The sequence below is a fragment of the Alteromonas sp. ABH4_456 genome (assembly GCF_056160645.1).
This window is the reverse complement of sequence record NZ_JBSWXO010000001.1, coordinates 377,275-393,301: the sequence shown is the minus strand read 5'-3', so window position 1 is coordinate 393,301 and position 16,027 is coordinate 377,275. Positions and strand designations below refer to the sequence as shown.

Sequence of the window (16,027 nt, the reverse complement as noted above, 5' to 3'; positions counted from 1 at the left end):
CGGTGAACATTTTAGTACCGATAATTATAAAACGATTAGGCACAGCGGTAATAACACTGCTACTGGTTTCTGCTGTGGTCTTCAGTATTTCAAATCTGCTTCCCGGTGACGCTGCACAGGAAATGCTGGGGCAGAGTGCCACGCCTGAGGCTGTCGCTGAACTCCGGGAGGCTTACGGGTTGAACGATCCGCCTTTAACCCGCTATGGCAAGTGGTTATGGGGGCTTGTTAAGGGTGATGCCGGTGTCTCTCTGGCGAATGCACAGCCTGTTTCTTCTTTGATTAATGAGCGGCTATCCAAGTCTTTGTTGCTTGCGGCGTTTACCACAGTTGTCGCCGTCCCTTTTGCCATGATCCTTGGTATATCTGCGGCGATGTACAGCGGCTCCCGGATTGACCGCGCTATAAATCTTTTCACGTTGTCTATGGTCGCGGTACCTGAATTTCTGCTGGCAACGATTTTCGTTCTGATTTTTGCAGTCGAGCTTAACTGGTTACCGTCACTGTCTTACATAGCCGGTGATGCAGGTTTATACGATTATTTCCGTGCCTTTGCGATGCCGGTATTAACCTTGTGTATCGTACTGTCTGCGCAAATGGCCCGTTTAACCCGTGCGGCAGTCGTTGAACAATTATCTCAGCCCTACGTTGAGATGGCCCTGCTAAAAGGGTCCACACTTTCCCGGGCTGTGCTGCGTCATGCACTTCCTAACGCTATAGGCCCCATTGTTAATGCAGTCGCCCTCAGTTTGTCCTATTTGCTGGGCGGCGTGGTGATTGTTGAAGTGATCTTTAACTATCCGGGACTGGCCAGTTTGATGGTCGATGCGGTTACAAACCGGGATATGCCATTGCTTCAGGCTTGTGCCATGTTGTTCTGTCTCGGGTATCTGTTGCTGGTGTTGATTGCTGATCTGGCCGCCATTGTGGCAAATCCCAAACTGCGTAAAGGAGGCTGAGCCATGCTCTCAACAATAAAGAACCTGCCGTTATCAGGTAAAATTGGCGCAGCCATTGTGAGTTTCTGGATATTTATTGCCGTATTTGGTCCTTTCCTCTCGCCACACAGTGCAAAGGAAATTGTAGCCTGGGACGTATTTGAGCCCATTGGCGGTGAATACCTGTTAGGCACTGATTACATCGGACGTGATGTGCTCAGCCGTTTGATGGACGGTGCACGTTTTACCGTTTTTATTCCGCTACTCGCTGCTGCACTGGCATGTTCTGCAGGCACGCTCATTGCGCTGTACGCATCTGTCAGTCATCAACGTGTCGATGAGCTGATAAGCCGTTTTATGGATGCACTTATTTCCATTCCCAGTAAGATTTTTGCTTTAGTGATGATTGCTGCGTTCGGCTCATCAATCCCTATTTTATTAGCCATCACTGCAGTGAGTTATATGCCGGGCGCGTTTCGTATTGCCAGAGCGTTAGCAGTTAATGTTGCCAATATGGATTTTGTTACGGTTGCCAGAACGCGGGGTGAGGGTAAGCTTTACCTCGCGGTAAAGGAAATTTTGCCTAATATTCTGCATCCCATGCTGGCTGATTTTGGTTTACGTTTTGTGTTTGTCGTGTTGTTGCTGAGTAGCCTGAGTTTTCTGGGGCTGGGTGTACAACCGCCTCAGGCAGATTTAGGTTCGCTGGTCAGAGAAAACATTTCTGGTCTGGCCGAATGGGCGCCGGCGGTAATTATACCGGCGCTGGCGATTGCCACTATCACGATTGCGGTGAACCTGCTTATCGACAGTTTCCGTGGCAGTGCCACCTATTCCGCAGGAGATAAATAATATGTCATCTCATGTTTCGGTTAATAAACTCGAAGTCTCCGCGGGGAAGGGCGACAGCAAAAAAGTTATCGTAAAAGACGTCAGCTTTACCTTAAAGCGCGGAGAAGTGCTGGCCCTTATCGGTGAATCCGGCTCGGGCAAAACAACCATCGCCATGTCGTTACTGGGCTATGCCCGGCCGGGCTGTCATATCACCGGTGGTGAAGTCGCGGTGGGCGGGCAGAGTATGCTCGGTTTAAGCGATACTATGCTGGCGTCATTGCGGGGCCGGAAAGTGGCATATGTTGCACAAAGTGCCGCTGCGGCGTTTAACCCTTCCCGGAAAATCATGGAGCAGGTGATTGAAGGGGCGTTAATTCACGGCGTAATGAGCCGGGCTGAAGCACAGAAAAAAGCCACAGAGCTGTTCAGACAGTTGTCGTTGCCTCATTACGATACCATCGGGAACCGTTATCCCCACGAGGTATCCGGCGGTCAGTTGCAACGGTTGATGGCCGCGATGGCCCTTATCTGCGATCCTGAACTGGTTATCTTTGACGAGCCGACTACTGCACTGGATGTCACCACTCAGGTAGATGTGCTCAAAGCGTTTAAAGCGGCGGTGAAAGCCAGGAATACCACGGCTGTGTATGTATCCCATGATTTGGCTGTGGTCGCCCAGATGGCCGATCAGATCCTTGTTCTGCAACATGGCAAAATGGTCGAGCACAACACCACCACCGAAATCTTAAATAACGCAGCAGAGCCCTATACCCGTCAGTTGCTGGCAGCGGTGTCTCACGGTGCGTCCGGATTAAACCGGCCAACGGCAAAAACAGTTCTTGAGGTAAGTAAAATTGTCGCAGGCTACGGTAAAATTACCGCAGAAGGCTTACCGCAAATTCCTGTTTTGCATGACGTGTCTATTAAAGTAGAAAAGGGCAAAACCGTCGGCATTATCGGTGAATCCGGTTCCGGAAAATCAACGTTCGCGCGTGTTATCGCAGGCTTAATTCCCGCAGCGAAAGGCTATATGTTGCTGGATGGAAAAGAGCTGCCAGCGTCTATTTCGTCCCGCAGCAAAAGTGAATGTCAGCGCGTGCAGATGGTGTTCCAGAATGCGGATACAGCGCTCAATCCGGCGCAGAAAGTGGGGGCTATTATTGGCAGGCCATTAGCTTTCTTCCATGGCATGAAAGGGGAACAACAACGTGCCCGTGTGGCAGAGCTGTTAGCGCTGGTGCAATTACCCGCTGAACTGGCTGAGCGTAAATGCGGCGCGCTGTCCGGCGGGCAAAAACAACGTATCAACCTGGCCCGTGCGCTGGCTGCGGAACCGTCGGTAATTTTATGTGACGAGGTGACATCAGCGCTGGATACTGTTGTTGCCGCAGCCATTTTAGAACTGCTGAAAGATCTGCAGGCGAAGTTGAATATAGCCATAGTGTTTATCAGTCACGATATACCTACTGTACGCACTTTGTGTGACGATGTGCTGGTTCTCTATAAAGGCAATGCGGTGGAATACGCGAGCGGTGAAGGGGTAAGTACTGCGCCTTCCCACGATTACACGAAGAAACTGGTGGCCAGCGTACCCACGTTAGATCCGAACTGGCTGGACTCAAGACCGCCTGCTGCGTAAGGCGCAGGAAAAGGCCAGCTGTGCCCACAGAGCGGCATCGTCGGGATCATCATAAATACAATCAGGTGCACTGTAGTATTGCAGTGCAACCTGTTTGCCTTGCCTGCTGTAAGTAAACGGCTCACAGCCTTCATGAATAAATTGCTGGCTGGTCTCCATGTCCGCTTTCAGGTAGAGCAAATCATCAATGACGATGGCAAACATGAGGCCATTGTGAAACAGGCCGGTGCCGCCAAACATCCGCCGTGTTGTTACCGGTTGCAGCGTTGAAAATATATCATGCAGGCTATCAATAAATTCTGAGGTCATAACGTTCTGTTTCTATTTTCCAGTCTGTGGCTCAGCTTGACGCTCAGTATACAGCAAACCAAAGCGGTGATTGCCCTTAGCTGCACGGTGATACAAAATACCTGCGGTAAGCATCAGCCCGAGAAATTCAGCTGCCGGGCCGGCATACCAGATTCCCCATTCTCCCCACATAAGCGGCAACACAAAAATTAACGGCAGGGCAAACAGGTACGTTTTGGCAATCGTTAATATTCCCGCCCGTCTGGCATCACCAATACTTTGAAAGTAGAAGCTTATCAGCATTAAGGGGCCTGTCAGGAATAAGGCGAGACTGACGACAGGCAGTAACCTGGCAATCTCATCCGTGACGGCGGGCTCGTCCACAAACAAGTGACCAACGTCAGCCCGCAGCCACCATAATAACCCTTCGGTAACTACGCCATAAAACAACGCAATGCCGACAGCGATACACAAGCTGCGGTCAGACCGCTGATATTGCTGCGCGCCCACGTTATTGCCCACAATACTCTGCATCGCGAGGCCAAGCCCCAGCAGTGGTAAGTACACGAAGGTCAGAACCCGTGTGATCACACCATAAGCACTCACCGTTACTTCGTAGTTGTCCGGTAGCCATTGTTGCAAGCTAAACAAAATAGCCCCTGAAGTCAGTGCCACGCCTACGTAGGTGAGGCTGGATGGTGCGCCCAGAGACAAAAACTCACGCCATCTGTTCCGCACCGCTGTGATGGCGAACAGCGGCAGACCGGTGCGGTTTTTATGGCTGCGGCGAAAAGCCCAGACAGCACATAATGCAATAATTTGTGAGGCTACCGTGCCGTATGAAGACCCGGCCACGCCCATTTCTAACAGTACAATAAAAACGTAATTCATCACGCCGTTACCCACCGTTGTTATCAGCGAGACCAGTGCGATAAAGCCGATGTGACCTTCACTGCGCAAGCTGTCTGAAGCGATGGCCAGCCAGAAAAATAACGGAGCACCATACATAATGATGCCCATATAGGTAAAGCTGGTAGCTGCCTGCGCTGGATTATCGTTGTTACTGGCCAGCGCCAGTGACTGACCTGACAGGCTGAATACGATCATCAGCAGAACACTTATCACCAGTGCCAGCGTAAGTGCCTGCGCATAGGCATTACGGGCTTCATCATACCGGTTTGCTCCCAGCAGGCGGGCCATTACACTGGCGAATCCGCTGGCAATCCAGGTGGACAGGGCAATCAGAACCATAAATAACGGAAACATCGCCGTGACCGCTGCCAGCGCATCCGACCCCACAAATACACCAATAAAGTAAGCGTCTACCAGGTTCAGCGAGCCGCTTACTACCATCATCAGAATGATGGGCAGTGCAGTTTTTAAAAATACCCGTGTAAGGGGCGGGGTGACATACGGGTTGAGATTAGTTTGTTCCGTCATTTGTGTCTTTACCTGTAGAATTCAAGCCTGTGAACTTGTCCTTGTATATTGCCTGCAGCGCCTGAGGCCAGTTTGCTATTGCCTGCGTGAAAGCTGTTTCATCCAGCCGGTACAGTGCTCTTGAAGCCGCTTCAAAACCGGCTTCATCTTCAAATACCCGCATCATATTGTAGAGCTGATCCTGCTTAATGCGACGTGCCTGCTCAGGTGTCATCTGAGCCATGGCTGCGTCGATAAGCTTGCGTAAAGTTGTCGATGCGCCCCCGCGCTGCAAGGACAGCCACTCCCAGTGTTCAGGTAACAGTGTCACTTCTTTTGATTTCACGCCAAGCTTAGGGCGACCCCGCTTTTTAACCTGCGGCATCAGTGAAGCAGGCAAACGGCTGATAACCTCTTCAGCATCGCCCCGCCAGTCGATGTCTGTGCGCTTGCCATCATCTAACTTAAATAAATAAGGCTCAGCGTCTGGAAACAGCTTCACTGTTTCACGAATAACCGCCGGCAATTCACCCTGCGCAATGAGAGCTTTGTTATGGATTGCGATGTAGATGTCACCCACAGATTTGTGCCCTTTATTTTTATCAGGGTAAAAATAGCAGATGTTTGTAATTTGATCAATATTATCGGGGTAAAAAGATCCAGGCAGTGATTAATGAGACTGCGCGCATTAATGAAACTTTAAGGTGTTAAAGCTGTAAGTTCCGCTGATACGGGTATAGACTAACTTTTATTCAGTGTTTAAATATTTTAGCGTGGAGTTGTTTTGTCCAGTACTTCCTGTCGTGCTTGTTTAGTGGTGTTTTCAACACTGATTTTTTCTTCTTTCGCCTTCGGGAATACCAAACGTATATATGTTGATGATGCCAGCCAACGCGAAATCAGGTATTCAAGCACTCAAAAATTATTGCAAAAAGAAGAAGAGCTCAGAGCACTTGAGTCAGAGTTAGTTAATCCTTCCAGTGTAGCTGATGACTGCATACCTTCTGTATTGCCCGTATCACCTTCAGGTACTGTCTACTCAATGACCAGCGCGCGCTTTGACGATGAGTTCAAGCTGGATTTTTGGCGTGAAACCTGTGTGAATGATAGTGAAAAGTCGGTTGTGTTATTCAGAGCAACGCCGTTGTCCGGAGAGCCATTTCTTTGCGGTCCAAATTTTGAAGTTGAGCAAGAGGGCCAATGGTTTACGTCTGTCAGATTTCAGGATGGTCCCGGATATAGTTCATTTTGCGGGTATCTGGAAGAACCTGTTACACTCATTCTCAACCAATGGACCATCAGCGAAAACTATGATGATCAGCATGCATTCACGCTTCATTATGAAGGTTTTTTTGATGATGAAATAGCCAGTGTTGATATTCCAGCGCACTCAGTGAACCCTTCTTTTCCACTCACAGCATTTAATGTTCCGAATAGTCTCAGTGGAGATCAAGTAACCGTCCATCTTATTAATTCTGGTAACTCGCCGGCTAACATCATAGGTACACTTTATCATCAGGATGGATATGTTCTTGGTGTCAGTGGGGCCACAGTCGGGGAAGCCATTGCACCGGGAGGCAGGGTTTCTTTGTCTGCGCGTGACCTGGAGGCAATTTTCAGTACGGATACATGGACTAAACGCTCCCGCCTCGAATTATTGGCAACCAGCAACAATGTGGATTTGTTGGTAACCGTCAGAACGCCCAACGGTACAACAACGAACCTGACCTGTACAAATTCTGAGTATGTACACAACATCCCGGGCGCAAACAACGTTGACCAGCCTTTTATCCGTGTAAGCAATGTAACCAATGAAACGATTGAAGTGAGAGGAACTTTGTATCATCAGGACGGGTATGTACTTGGCAGTGAAGATTCAGTATTAATTGATGAACTTGCACCTAAAGCAACGCATGTGCTTACGGCTGCATCCCTGGAGGCCTTGACCGGGGCTGATACCTGGACAAAGCGTGCCCGCCTTGAAATCACTTCTGATACTAGCCAACTCGCCATTATGGGGTTGATAAGGACATCCAGTACATTAACCAACATGAGTTGTTCTTCAAGTAGTTCAGTACCCAATATTCCGGGTACCAATAATTCGGACAGCGCATTTATCCGGATAACCAATACCAGTGATGCTCCGGTAGATGTGAATGCTGAACTGCTGCATCAGGACGGGCTTCCGCTGAGTCAAAGTGCCTATCTGGATACGCTGGATGCTAAAGAAACCAAAGTGTATTCAGCCAGCACGATTGAAAATTCACTAAACGTAGGCGCGTGGACTAAGCGCGCAAGATTAAATATTCAGGGGCAAACGTCGCGATTGTCGATACTGAATCTCATCCGTTCTCCATCTGACATTCTTACCAACATGAGTTGCACAAATGACGGAACCGCTTACTACATCCCAAATGCTTCCTCTGTTGACCAGGCATTCATCCGGATATCCAATCGTCTGGCTTCACCTGTCAGGTTGACGGGCACTTTGTATGATGAGAGCGGACAAATACTTGGCCAGCCCGGATTCATAATCAACGGGCAGCTTAACGCAAACGAAACCGTCATTATGTCAGCTCCGCTGCTTGAAACTCATGCCGGTACCGGCGAGTGGAGTGGCCTGGCACGGCTGGAGATTGATACGCCATACTCGGGTGTTGAGGTTTTGAATCTGCTGCGTAACGCAAATGGCACGCTCACTAATTTAAGTTGTAGTGTCAATAAGTTTGGATTAAGCAGTGTCTCTGGTGTTGTGACTTCACAGATTAATTTGACGCAGGATTCCGATACCAACAATCCGCAGAGCACAAACGCGGACAACAATAATTTCGACACTGCCCAGTATGTCAATACGCCTTTTGTAATTCAGGGCTATGTGAATGTGGCAGGCGCCGGGGAAGACGGAGCATCAAAAGAAGACGGTGATATTTGGGATGCGTTCTACACTAATTTTGTACAAGGACAGACAATACGGCTGGAAATTGCTGATGCAGATTATTCGCACGATTTAGATCTGTACTTATATGACAGTAACCGGGAGTTGGTCGACGCATCAACGAGCTATAGTGATGTTGAATCTGTCATTATTCCGGACGACGGATTGTATTATGTGGGAGTGTATGCGGAATCAGGAGCATCTAATTATATCCTGACGTTGAGTGACCAGTCCGTGACTTCAACTGCTGGTCAGCTACGCCTTTCCGATGATTTTGTTATCGGCGATGTCATAGCGAAGCAAAAGTCAGCTCAAACATCCGGGGCCGCAAATACCTCATCAGCACTCCCCGTTCGATATGGTATTCGTCAGAAATCCCGACGGATTACAAATGGAACAGGGCTTTATTCTTTTGGCGAAGACGAGAAGAGTATTCACTCCTCATTAATGCGAATTAAAACGCGGCCAACAACATTGAATAGCCAGTCGTTGTCTGGTCATGTGACGCAGTCACAAGCTCCTTCATTAGGGATTATTCCATCAGATAAACAGAAAAAGTTGGATACACTACTGGCCATTAAAGTGTTATCAAAAGCAGAAGATATCGAGTGGGCGGAACCTAATTTCATTCTCCGGCCTTCTTCCATCCCTAATGATCCGCTATATCAAAACCAGTGGCATTACCCGCAGATCAACCTTCCTGCAGCATGGGATGTGACGACAGGGAGCAGTAATGTCATTGTTGCCATAGTGGATACCGGTGTCCTGCTTAATCACCCGGACTTAAACGACAACCTTGTTCAAGGCTACGATTTTATATCGGATCCTGATATGTCGCTTGACGGTGATGGCATCGATTCGAACCCTGATGATCCGGGCGGGGATAACGCGAATGGAACGAGTTCATTTCACGGCACCCATGTTGCAGGTACAGTCGCGGCAGAGTCTGATAACGCGCAAGGGGTGGCAGGGGTATCATGGAATACCTCTATTATGCCTGTCAGAGTGCTCGGTAAAGGTGGCGGTACCACAGAAGACATTACTCAGGGCGTTCTTTATGCAGCAGGCCTGCCCAATGCTTCCGGTACCGTGCCGAATCGTAAAGCGGATATCATGAACCTGAGTTTGGGAGGCTACGGATATAGTTACAGGGCGAGGGATGCGTATGCGCGGGCAAGAGAGCAGGGGGTCATCATTGTCGCGGCAGCAGGCAATGATTCGAGCAATCAATTGTCTTATCCTGCTTCCTATGATGGCGTGATTTCTGTGAGTGCAGTCGACATCAATCAGAGTCTCGCTCCCTATTCTAACTATGGCTCCCTCATTGATGTTGCAGCACCCGGCGGTGATTCAAGTGTTGATTACAATGGTGATGGAATAGTTGACGGGGTTTTCAGTACTTTAGGAACTGATAACGGTGACTCGATAGCTTTTTCTTATTATGCCTACCAGGGAACCTCCATGGCCTCACCGCATGTCGCAGGAGTGATCGCTCTTATGAAGTCTGTGCATCCGGACTTAACGCCTGATGAGGTCGATACGTTATTGGCGAACGGTGCAATCACTAAGGATCTGGGGGCTTACGGCAGAGACAGTTTGTTCGGGCACGGGCTCATTGATGCGTATAAGGCTGTTAAAGCTGCCCAATTGCTAGCTGGTGGAGACGTTGTGCCGATCTCTCCGGTAGCAGTGAGCAGTGTCAGCAATATCAATTTTGGCAGCTTACTGGATTCATTTACTCTGGACATCAGTAATGGTGGTGATGGTGAGTTGACAGTGAACAGCATCTCGGAGAATTCAGGTGGATGGTTAAACATTAGTGCCGCTTCTGTTGATGAGAATGGTTTAGGCACTTATCGCTTCTCAGTGAATCGCGACAGCCTGTCACCAGGTGTTTATTTTACCGATGTAGTGTTTTCAACTACTGAAAACACGGTGACAGTTCGCGTAGCGGTATCTGCTGCACTTGATACGGTAATAGTGGATGCAGGTATGCATTATGTTCTGCTTATCGATGCAGAAACCTTTGAAACGGTTTCTTCGTTAGAAGTTGTTGCCGAAAATAATCAGTACACATTTCGATTTGAAAGTGTACCAAAGGGGGAGTACTACATATTGGCAGGTACAGATGCAGATAATGACTTTTACATTTGTGATGCCGGAGAAACGTGCGGTGGCTACCCCAATACAGGTCAGTTAACGCGAATTATAGTGGACAGAGATATTCAAGGTCTCAACTTCACCACTGGCGTTGAAGTTTCAGTTTCTCAGAGTAGTCATACTGAACTTTTAGAGACATCAAGACCCTTCAAAAGAGCCATTCACTAGATTTGTTCTTTTTGGCTGTCCCCGTTCGTATGAGCGGGGCAACCCTGCTAAGGCCCAGAATTTTTGACCTCGCTCTGGCCTTACTCCTTTTTCACACATGTGAAGACTCTGCTCCGGATAGAGTATTTACTTTAGAAGAATGGGAAATATTCCTGTCAGGTTACAGGCAAAATATCCAGATAACTGAGATTGAACAAACTAACTGGCAAAGTATGTTGTTGTTTGCTTATACAGATGAAATCTTATGGGCAATAAATGATCTGGATGATGAAGAGACAGTCAGACAAAAAGACTTTATCAGAAGCCTTGTTTCATTCGTTTATACCCGGTATTTGCTCCGGACGTCATAACCACGACAACCGGAAAGTGTCTTGCTGACCAGCAGCATTCTGCAGTCGCGATATTTAAAATTGAAGTGTATAAAAAAAATACCTTAGCATGTATTCTGATACCTGCCTTAATGTTCATGCACTTCATTTCTTCTTTGCTGCGCATAAAATAGCCGCTTATCTTCAAAAGGTGTTCTTATGCAAATCAATACCAACCTTTCGGTACAGGACTACTTTCGGGGCTACAAGGAAATGTGCCGTTTCATTGCCCGGTCACCTGTGATCTGTGGTGTGATGTTGCTGTTGGCGCTGCTTGTTACTGTAGTGCCGTTTTCTTTCTTTCCGTTACGAATGGGCGCGTATGCGCTACTGGTTTCAGTTGTGGTGTGTGTGGTCAGTATTCAGTACCGGTATGGTTCGCTCAGGCGACTTGCCGCTGAACTGAACTTTCATCAGCGGCTGATATTGCCGGCTATTCTGGGGATCACTGCTTTAAGCTGGCTGGCATTTCTTGCGGCTGATTTTCTGACAGGGTTAATGCCGGCATCTTCCGGAAGTGTAGCGGTGGCCTGTGACGGAATAACGCTGACTGGTATTGTTATTGGCGGTGCGCTGGTGTGTGTGGCGCAATTGATGCCTTACATCCTTGCTCATTTCTGTCACAGCTTCTCACTGTCCCGTAAACAGGGTGAGCATATCTGGTTGTCGCTGATGTTCCGCTGGAAAACTCTGGCTGCCTTTCTGCCTGTGGCATTGTTTGTTCCGCTGGCGATTGTGCTGAAGCAGGACTGGAGCGCATTTTTGCTGCTTGCTGCCAGTATGTACTGCACATTTTTAATGTTTATTGTGTTTAATATTACGCCGGAGCCGGAAGCACAGAAGGTGAGTTCACCGGCATTTATGCCACAGGGCGCGTGACTATTTCCGGCAGAAGTTAACTGATTCAGCAGCCCCGTAAACGGGGCTGCGTTGTTTTATTTGTTATGAGAGCGGGGTTATTCGCCTTTTACTTCCGGCAGGGTGGTGAACGGCGTAATGCCAAACTCAGGATACACTTCATCCGGAAACAGGATTCGCCCGTCAGCGACGACCATGGCGATGGTTTTAATGGCTTTTAAATCTTCCACCGGGTTGCCGGGAATGAGGAAGAAGTCAGCCAGCTTGCCAGTTTCAATGCTGCCCAGTTTGTCATCGTGACCCATGTATACGGCCATGTCCCAGGTGCCCCGTTTCAAAGCTTCTGCCGGTGTCATACCAAATTGTTGAAACAGCTCCAGCTCACGGTGCAGACGGAATGCGCCGCCCATATCCGTACAAGGCAACAGAAGAATGCCGTTTTCGTGCATTTTCTTTAGTGTTGCCACAATCTTCGCGTAGGCGTCTTTGTAAGCTTTATCTTCAGCTTCATCCGCCACATTCAGCATAGCGACCTTTGCGGCACGCTGACTGCTGAGAGGCATGTGGTCGATGTAGTCCACCACACCGGGGCTCACCGTACCGTTGCGGGAGGTCATGGCATGTTCGTGGATCACCGTTGTGGGATCCAGCGCGATGTTATTTTCCTTCATCAGCGCAAGCGTGTGATTAACCAGCTCGCTGTCCAGGTCCAAATCTGTAAAGCGTTTCATGCCGGTAATGCGGAATAACGTACGGGTATCTACTTTTCTGTCGAGCACCCAGCCCAGCATTAACTGGTTAATATGGGTGATCTCGTTATAACCGGCAGCAATCATTTCATTGCTTTACCCTACAGACTACAGGCGGGGAAGGTTACCTGTTCTCCATATCAATGGACATGACCATTTCATCCAGAATATCACTTAAACCGGTAATCTTTTCGTGAGAGACAAACACGCTCATACTTGACTCAACGGCAACGTTGCCGGTCTTTGTGCCGCTGTCCAGTGTGTTGTCCAGCGCGGTCTGTACCCGCTCAAAAAAAGAACGGGCACTGCGCTCTTCTATATTGTGAAGACACATGATGAATTGCTCCGTACCGAAGCGACCCAGAATGTCATTCCCCCGGGTGGTGAGCTGTAATGTCTGTGCCAGTTTTCTCAGCACACTGTCAGCTTTAGTAGAGCCAAGCAGCCGGATAATTTCCCTGAGGTTACTGATATCAAAAATAGCGATGGCAATCGCGCGGTTTTTACCGGGGGCATGCAGTCTGTTTATGCGGCTGATGGCAGTATCGGCATTTAACAACTGGGTGACCGGGTCGATGGCTTTAGAAGCAAGGAACTTTTTACGCAGCACATAGGCTGCCAGCGCAGCAGTGATAAGAAAAATACCGGTCACTATGGCGAGAATTTGTTTGCGCTCCTGTTTCGCTTCAATAACTTCGCCCTCCAGGTCGTAAATCCGGTTGTACAGATTCGCCGCGCTCAGAATGTTTGCGGAGTTTTGTTGTTGAATGCGTTTATTTTCAGCTTCAGCGGCAAACACTTCATTGGCGATTCGGGCTTTTTCTATGTCGCCCAGTGCCAGATACATGGCAAGATTGAAGCTCAGGTAATCCAGATTGGTTCTGAATCTGGGCGGGATGTAGTTATAACCTTTATTAAAGCTGTCTATGTAATTCTGCACACAGGTTAAATCATGATGGTACAAACAGACTTCCGTTTCGTGCCAATTGTACATCAGCAGGCCGAATGAACTGGAAACGGCTGAAATCGCCGTTTTGAAATCCGGCAACGTGGCTGCAAGCTGGTCAAAATCCCGGGTTTTACGATAGTAATACGACAGGGCGTAATGATAGTGGTAGTTAGTCAGCGGCGTGTTAATTTCACGGTTCAGTGCGCCGTATTCCATGATCCGCTGGTACGCTTCTTCGGTTTGCCCGCTGCTTATCAGCGACACAATGGCACTGATGAGAATACTGAGTTTATTGCTGCCTTCATACACCTTCAGGCCCATTTCATGAGCTTTGATGTATTGCTCTGCTGCCAGAGCATGTTGCCCCAGGCTGCCGTAGAGCAGGCCGATGGCGTTGTGAATATGGGCCAGTACGCCGGGGTTTCCTGATGCGGCATTCTGCTCCAGTACCGTAAACATCTTGCCAAGACGCTCTCCGGTTGTAGACGATTCTGAGCAATAGGTAATGAGTGATAATGAAGCGAAGGTGAAAATATCGCTGTGGCGTTCCGGTGAAGACAGTGATCTGGCCTGACGGTAATACTGACAACGTTCGGGACTTTCCTGCGCATCATAGATAAAGCCAATTTGGTTGATGGCTGAAACGTAAGCGTACGAGGTGTCATCCACATCTTCCTGCGCGATCAGGGATTTGAGCATGGTCAGTGCACTTTCGTAATCGCCTTTGCAGATCAGGAATTGCCCCTTCGCGCTGAGCAGGGAAAAACGTTGGTCAGCCGTAACAGACTTATCACTCAGCGTGGCTTCCAGTTCATCAAACAGGGCAGAGTCCGGGCAATCATAAGCCGGCGCCCGAACTTTATTGATGACATCATCGACTGTGGTTGCCGCAGAAGCCGGCATTGCGGACAACACGAATAACGTGAGCGCTGTCATCAGAGCGCGTAATTTACTGTACATGGTAATTATTTTTTCTTTTTTTAATCAAACCGGCTTTATAAAGAAGCGATGCCGGCAAGCAGTTACGTCCGGTCTGCTCATCCTGAGCGGGCCTGATACGGAAAAATATCATTTTTTTATCCGCTATGTGCAGGTAATGATAACCATTATGAACAATGCCGCACAGAGGAAAATCAATTATTCGTAAGAGTTTTTAAGCTGCTGTTAGTAATCTATATTTATATTGAAAAAAGCACATATTGCAGTGATGAATCAACAAAATAGTATGACAAACAACGTTGTTCAACAGCCATCACATTGCGGTATAATAATGTCGTTCCGATGGATCGGCCCGAACACTAAACAATATCAACATTAAAACATCATACTGCGAAGTCTGACTACATTCTGTTTTATCCGAATTATCGCAGATACACCTTACACCTGTATTTCACATTCTATATCCGGTAGGAAGACTTGCTAAATCATCAGCGATGTAAAGCGATGACAGGCAGTGGCTTTGCCGGCTTTATTTACACACTATCCTGATAGAAGGTATCTATGTCATTTAATAACGGGACATCGCAGACGTCTCATTTCTGGCCAATTCTCATTATGGCGCTGGGAACGTTTACCCTCGGCCTGACTGAATTTGCGTCTATGTCAATGTTGCCACTGATTGCAGCTTCTTTTGACGTAACGCCATCGATGGCCGGTAATGTGATAAGTGGTTACGCCATCGGCGTGGTGATCGGTGCACCGCTTTTCATGTTGCTGACAAACAAAACTAACCGGCGTACATCGCTGATTTTATTCGTGATGATGATGTTTGTGGCAAACGGCCTCAGTGCTATCGCAACGTCTTTACCGGAAATGGTGTTCTACCGCGTACTCAGCGGTTTACCTCATGGTGCGTATTTTGGTACAGCATTACTGGTAGCCTCAGACATGGCACCAAAAGGTAAGCGTGCCAGCTTCATGTCTAAAGTGTTTATGGGCCTTACCATTGCAACGATTGTGGGTGTACCCATGGCTACTCTGGTGGGGCAGGCCATGAGCTGGCGGGTTTGTATGGGCATTGTTGCCGTACTTGCCCTTATTACTGCAGTATTGATTTATTTTGTTGTGCCAGGCAGTCCGGTGAAAACGCCTACGCGGTTACGTGAAGAATTCGGCGTGCTGAAGAACAAGTTAGTATGGTCAATTTCCGGCATTATCTTCGTGGGGTTCGGCGGCGTATTCTGCATTTACACGTATCTGGCAGACACGATTATTAATGTAACTGAAGCTCCTGAAGTGACCATTTCTATTGCCATGATGATGTTCGGTATCGGTACTACTATCGGCAACTGGGTGTGCGGACGATTAGCAGACAAATCGCCCATCGCTACCACCGGTATCGCATTGCTTTGCAGTGTGGGTATTGCGGTGATGTATGTTTTCGCGGCGTCAAACATTTACTGGTTATATGTGACTGTATTTTGCCTCGGTGCCAGTGTGGGCCTGGCGGCGGTTATTCAGTCCATGTTGCTGGATGTATCGCCTACCGGTCATGCCATGATTGGTGCACTGGTACAGTGCGCGTTTAACACGGCTAACGCCATCGGCCCTATGATTGGCGGAACTCTGCTGGCTACGGGCGCTACCTTCAATGAAACTGGCTATGCCTCTGCCTTATTGTTCCTGGGCGGGCTGGTAATGTGGGCACTGAGCTATATGCAAATGCGTCAGAAACAGCAGCCTCAACCGGTTTGTACCAACCCCAATCCTAGCTGCGGTTGAT

Annotated in this window: 11 protein-coding genes; 6 read left to right on the top strand and 5 right to left on the bottom strand. The window is 48.4% G+C overall.

The annotated features are described in order from the left end of the window. Window positions 1-2: 2 nt before the first annotated feature. Genes ACXAG2_RS01775 through ACXAG2_RS01765 form a run of 3 tightly spaced genes read left to right on the top strand, consistent with a single transcriptional unit; the run spans window position 3 to window position 3,411 of the window. Window positions 3-959, top strand: a complete 957-nt coding sequence (locus ACXAG2_RS01775) for an ABC transporter permease (RefSeq protein WP_474844442.1) — start codon at window positions 3-5, stop codon at window positions 957-959. 3 nt (window positions 960-962) lie between these two features. Then, on the top strand, window positions 963-1,790 hold the full coding sequence (locus tag ACXAG2_RS01770) for an ABC transporter permease (RefSeq protein WP_474864136.1): 828 nt from the start codon (window positions 963-965) through the stop codon (window positions 1,788-1,790). 1 nt (window position 1,791) lies between these two features. Next, window positions 1,792-3,411 carry an ABC transporter ATP-binding protein gene (locus ACXAG2_RS01765; protein ID WP_474864134.1) on the top strand — a complete coding sequence of 540 codons (1,620 nt, stop codon included), beginning with the start codon at window positions 1,792-1,794 and terminating at the stop codon, window positions 3,409-3,411. Here ACXAG2_RS01765 and ACXAG2_RS01760 read toward each other — a convergent pair. Genes ACXAG2_RS01760 through ACXAG2_RS01750 form a run of 3 tightly spaced genes read right to left on the bottom strand, consistent with a single transcriptional unit; the run spans window position 3,391 to window position 5,698 of the window. Then, a complete protein-coding gene (locus ACXAG2_RS01760; RefSeq protein WP_474864132.1) occupies window positions 3,391-3,720 on the bottom strand; it encodes a TfoX/Sxy family protein in 330 nt (109 codons plus the stop codon). The genes ACXAG2_RS01765 and ACXAG2_RS01760 overlap by 21 nt on opposite strands. 12 nt (window positions 3,721-3,732) lie before the next feature. Beyond that, window positions 3,733-5,139 carry an MATE family efflux transporter gene (locus tag ACXAG2_RS01755; RefSeq protein ID WP_474864130.1) on the bottom strand — a complete coding sequence of 469 codons (1,407 nt, stop codon included), beginning with the start codon at window positions 5,137-5,139 and terminating at the stop codon, window positions 3,733-3,735. Further along, entirely contained in the window at window positions 5,123-5,698 is a 576-nt protein-coding gene (locus tag ACXAG2_RS01750) for a DUF2239 family protein (RefSeq protein WP_474864128.1), read from the bottom strand. The genes ACXAG2_RS01755 and ACXAG2_RS01750 overlap by 17 nt, the downstream gene beginning before the upstream one ends. A 204-nt stretch (window positions 5,699-5,902) precedes the next feature. Here ACXAG2_RS01750 and ACXAG2_RS01745 point away from each other — a divergent pair, with 204 nt between their 5' ends. Together ACXAG2_RS01745 and ACXAG2_RS01740 are read left to right on the top strand one after the other, a co-directional pair. Further along, complete coding sequence (locus ACXAG2_RS01745) at window positions 5,903-10,381, top strand: S8 family peptidase (protein WP_474864126.1); 4,479 nt, start codon at window positions 5,903-5,905, stop codon at window positions 10,379-10,381. A gap of 527 nt (window positions 10,382-10,908) precedes the next feature. Next, window positions 10,909-11,628: a hypothetical protein gene (locus ACXAG2_RS01740; protein WP_474864124.1), complete on the top strand. Its 720-nt coding sequence runs from the start codon at window positions 10,909-10,911 to the stop codon at window positions 11,626-11,628. 77 nt (window positions 11,629-11,705) lie between these two features. Here the strand turns inward: ACXAG2_RS01740 and ACXAG2_RS01735 are convergent, their stop codons facing one another. Together ACXAG2_RS01735 and ACXAG2_RS01730 are read right to left on the bottom strand one after the other, a co-directional pair. Next, window positions 11,706-12,443, bottom strand: coding sequence for an amidohydrolase family protein (locus tag ACXAG2_RS01735; RefSeq protein WP_474864122.1), 738 nt, complete (start codon window positions 12,441-12,443; stop codon window positions 11,706-11,708). Window positions 12,444-12,480: 37 nt separating this feature from the next. Beyond that, the gene (locus ACXAG2_RS01730) at window positions 12,481-14,265 is read right to left on the bottom strand and encodes a GGDEF domain-containing protein (protein ID WP_474864120.1); all 1,785 of its coding nucleotides are present in this window, start codon (window positions 14,263-14,265) and stop codon (window positions 12,481-12,483) included. Between the two features lie 540 nt (window positions 14,266-14,805). Between ACXAG2_RS01730 and ACXAG2_RS01725 the strand changes: the two genes are divergently transcribed. Beyond that, entirely contained in the window at window positions 14,806-16,026 is a 1,221-nt protein-coding gene (locus ACXAG2_RS01725; protein WP_474864118.1) for an MFS transporter, read from the top strand. Window position 16,027 lies beyond the last annotated feature (1 nt).

Coding starts and splice junctions, on each gene's coding strand:
- ACXAG2_RS01770 (WP_474864136.1), top strand. CDS start 963: ATGCTCTCAACAATAAAGAACCTGCCGTTATCAGGTAAAATTGGCGCA.
- ACXAG2_RS01765 (WP_474864134.1), top strand. CDS start 1,792: ATGTCATCTCATGTTTCGGTTAATAAACTCGAAGTCTCCGCGGGGAAG.
- ACXAG2_RS01760 (WP_474864132.1), bottom strand. CDS start 3,720: ATGACCTCAGAATTTATTGATAGCCTGCATGATATATTTTCAACGCTG.
- ACXAG2_RS01755 (WP_474864130.1), bottom strand. CDS start 5,139: ATGACGGAACAAACTAATCTCAACCCGTATGTCACCCCGCCCCTTACA.
- ACXAG2_RS01740 (WP_474864124.1), top strand. CDS start 10,909: ATGCAAATCAATACCAACCTTTCGGTACAGGACTACTTTCGGGGCTAC.
- ACXAG2_RS01735 (WP_474864122.1), bottom strand. CDS start 12,443: ATGATTGCTGCCGGTTATAACGAGATCACCCATATTAACCAGTTAATG.
- ACXAG2_RS01730 (WP_474864120.1), bottom strand. CDS start 14,265: ATGTACAGTAAATTACGCGCTCTGATGACAGCGCTCACGTTATTCGTG.
- ACXAG2_RS01725 (WP_474864118.1), top strand. CDS start 14,806: ATGTCATTTAATAACGGGACATCGCAGACGTCTCATTTCTGGCCAATT.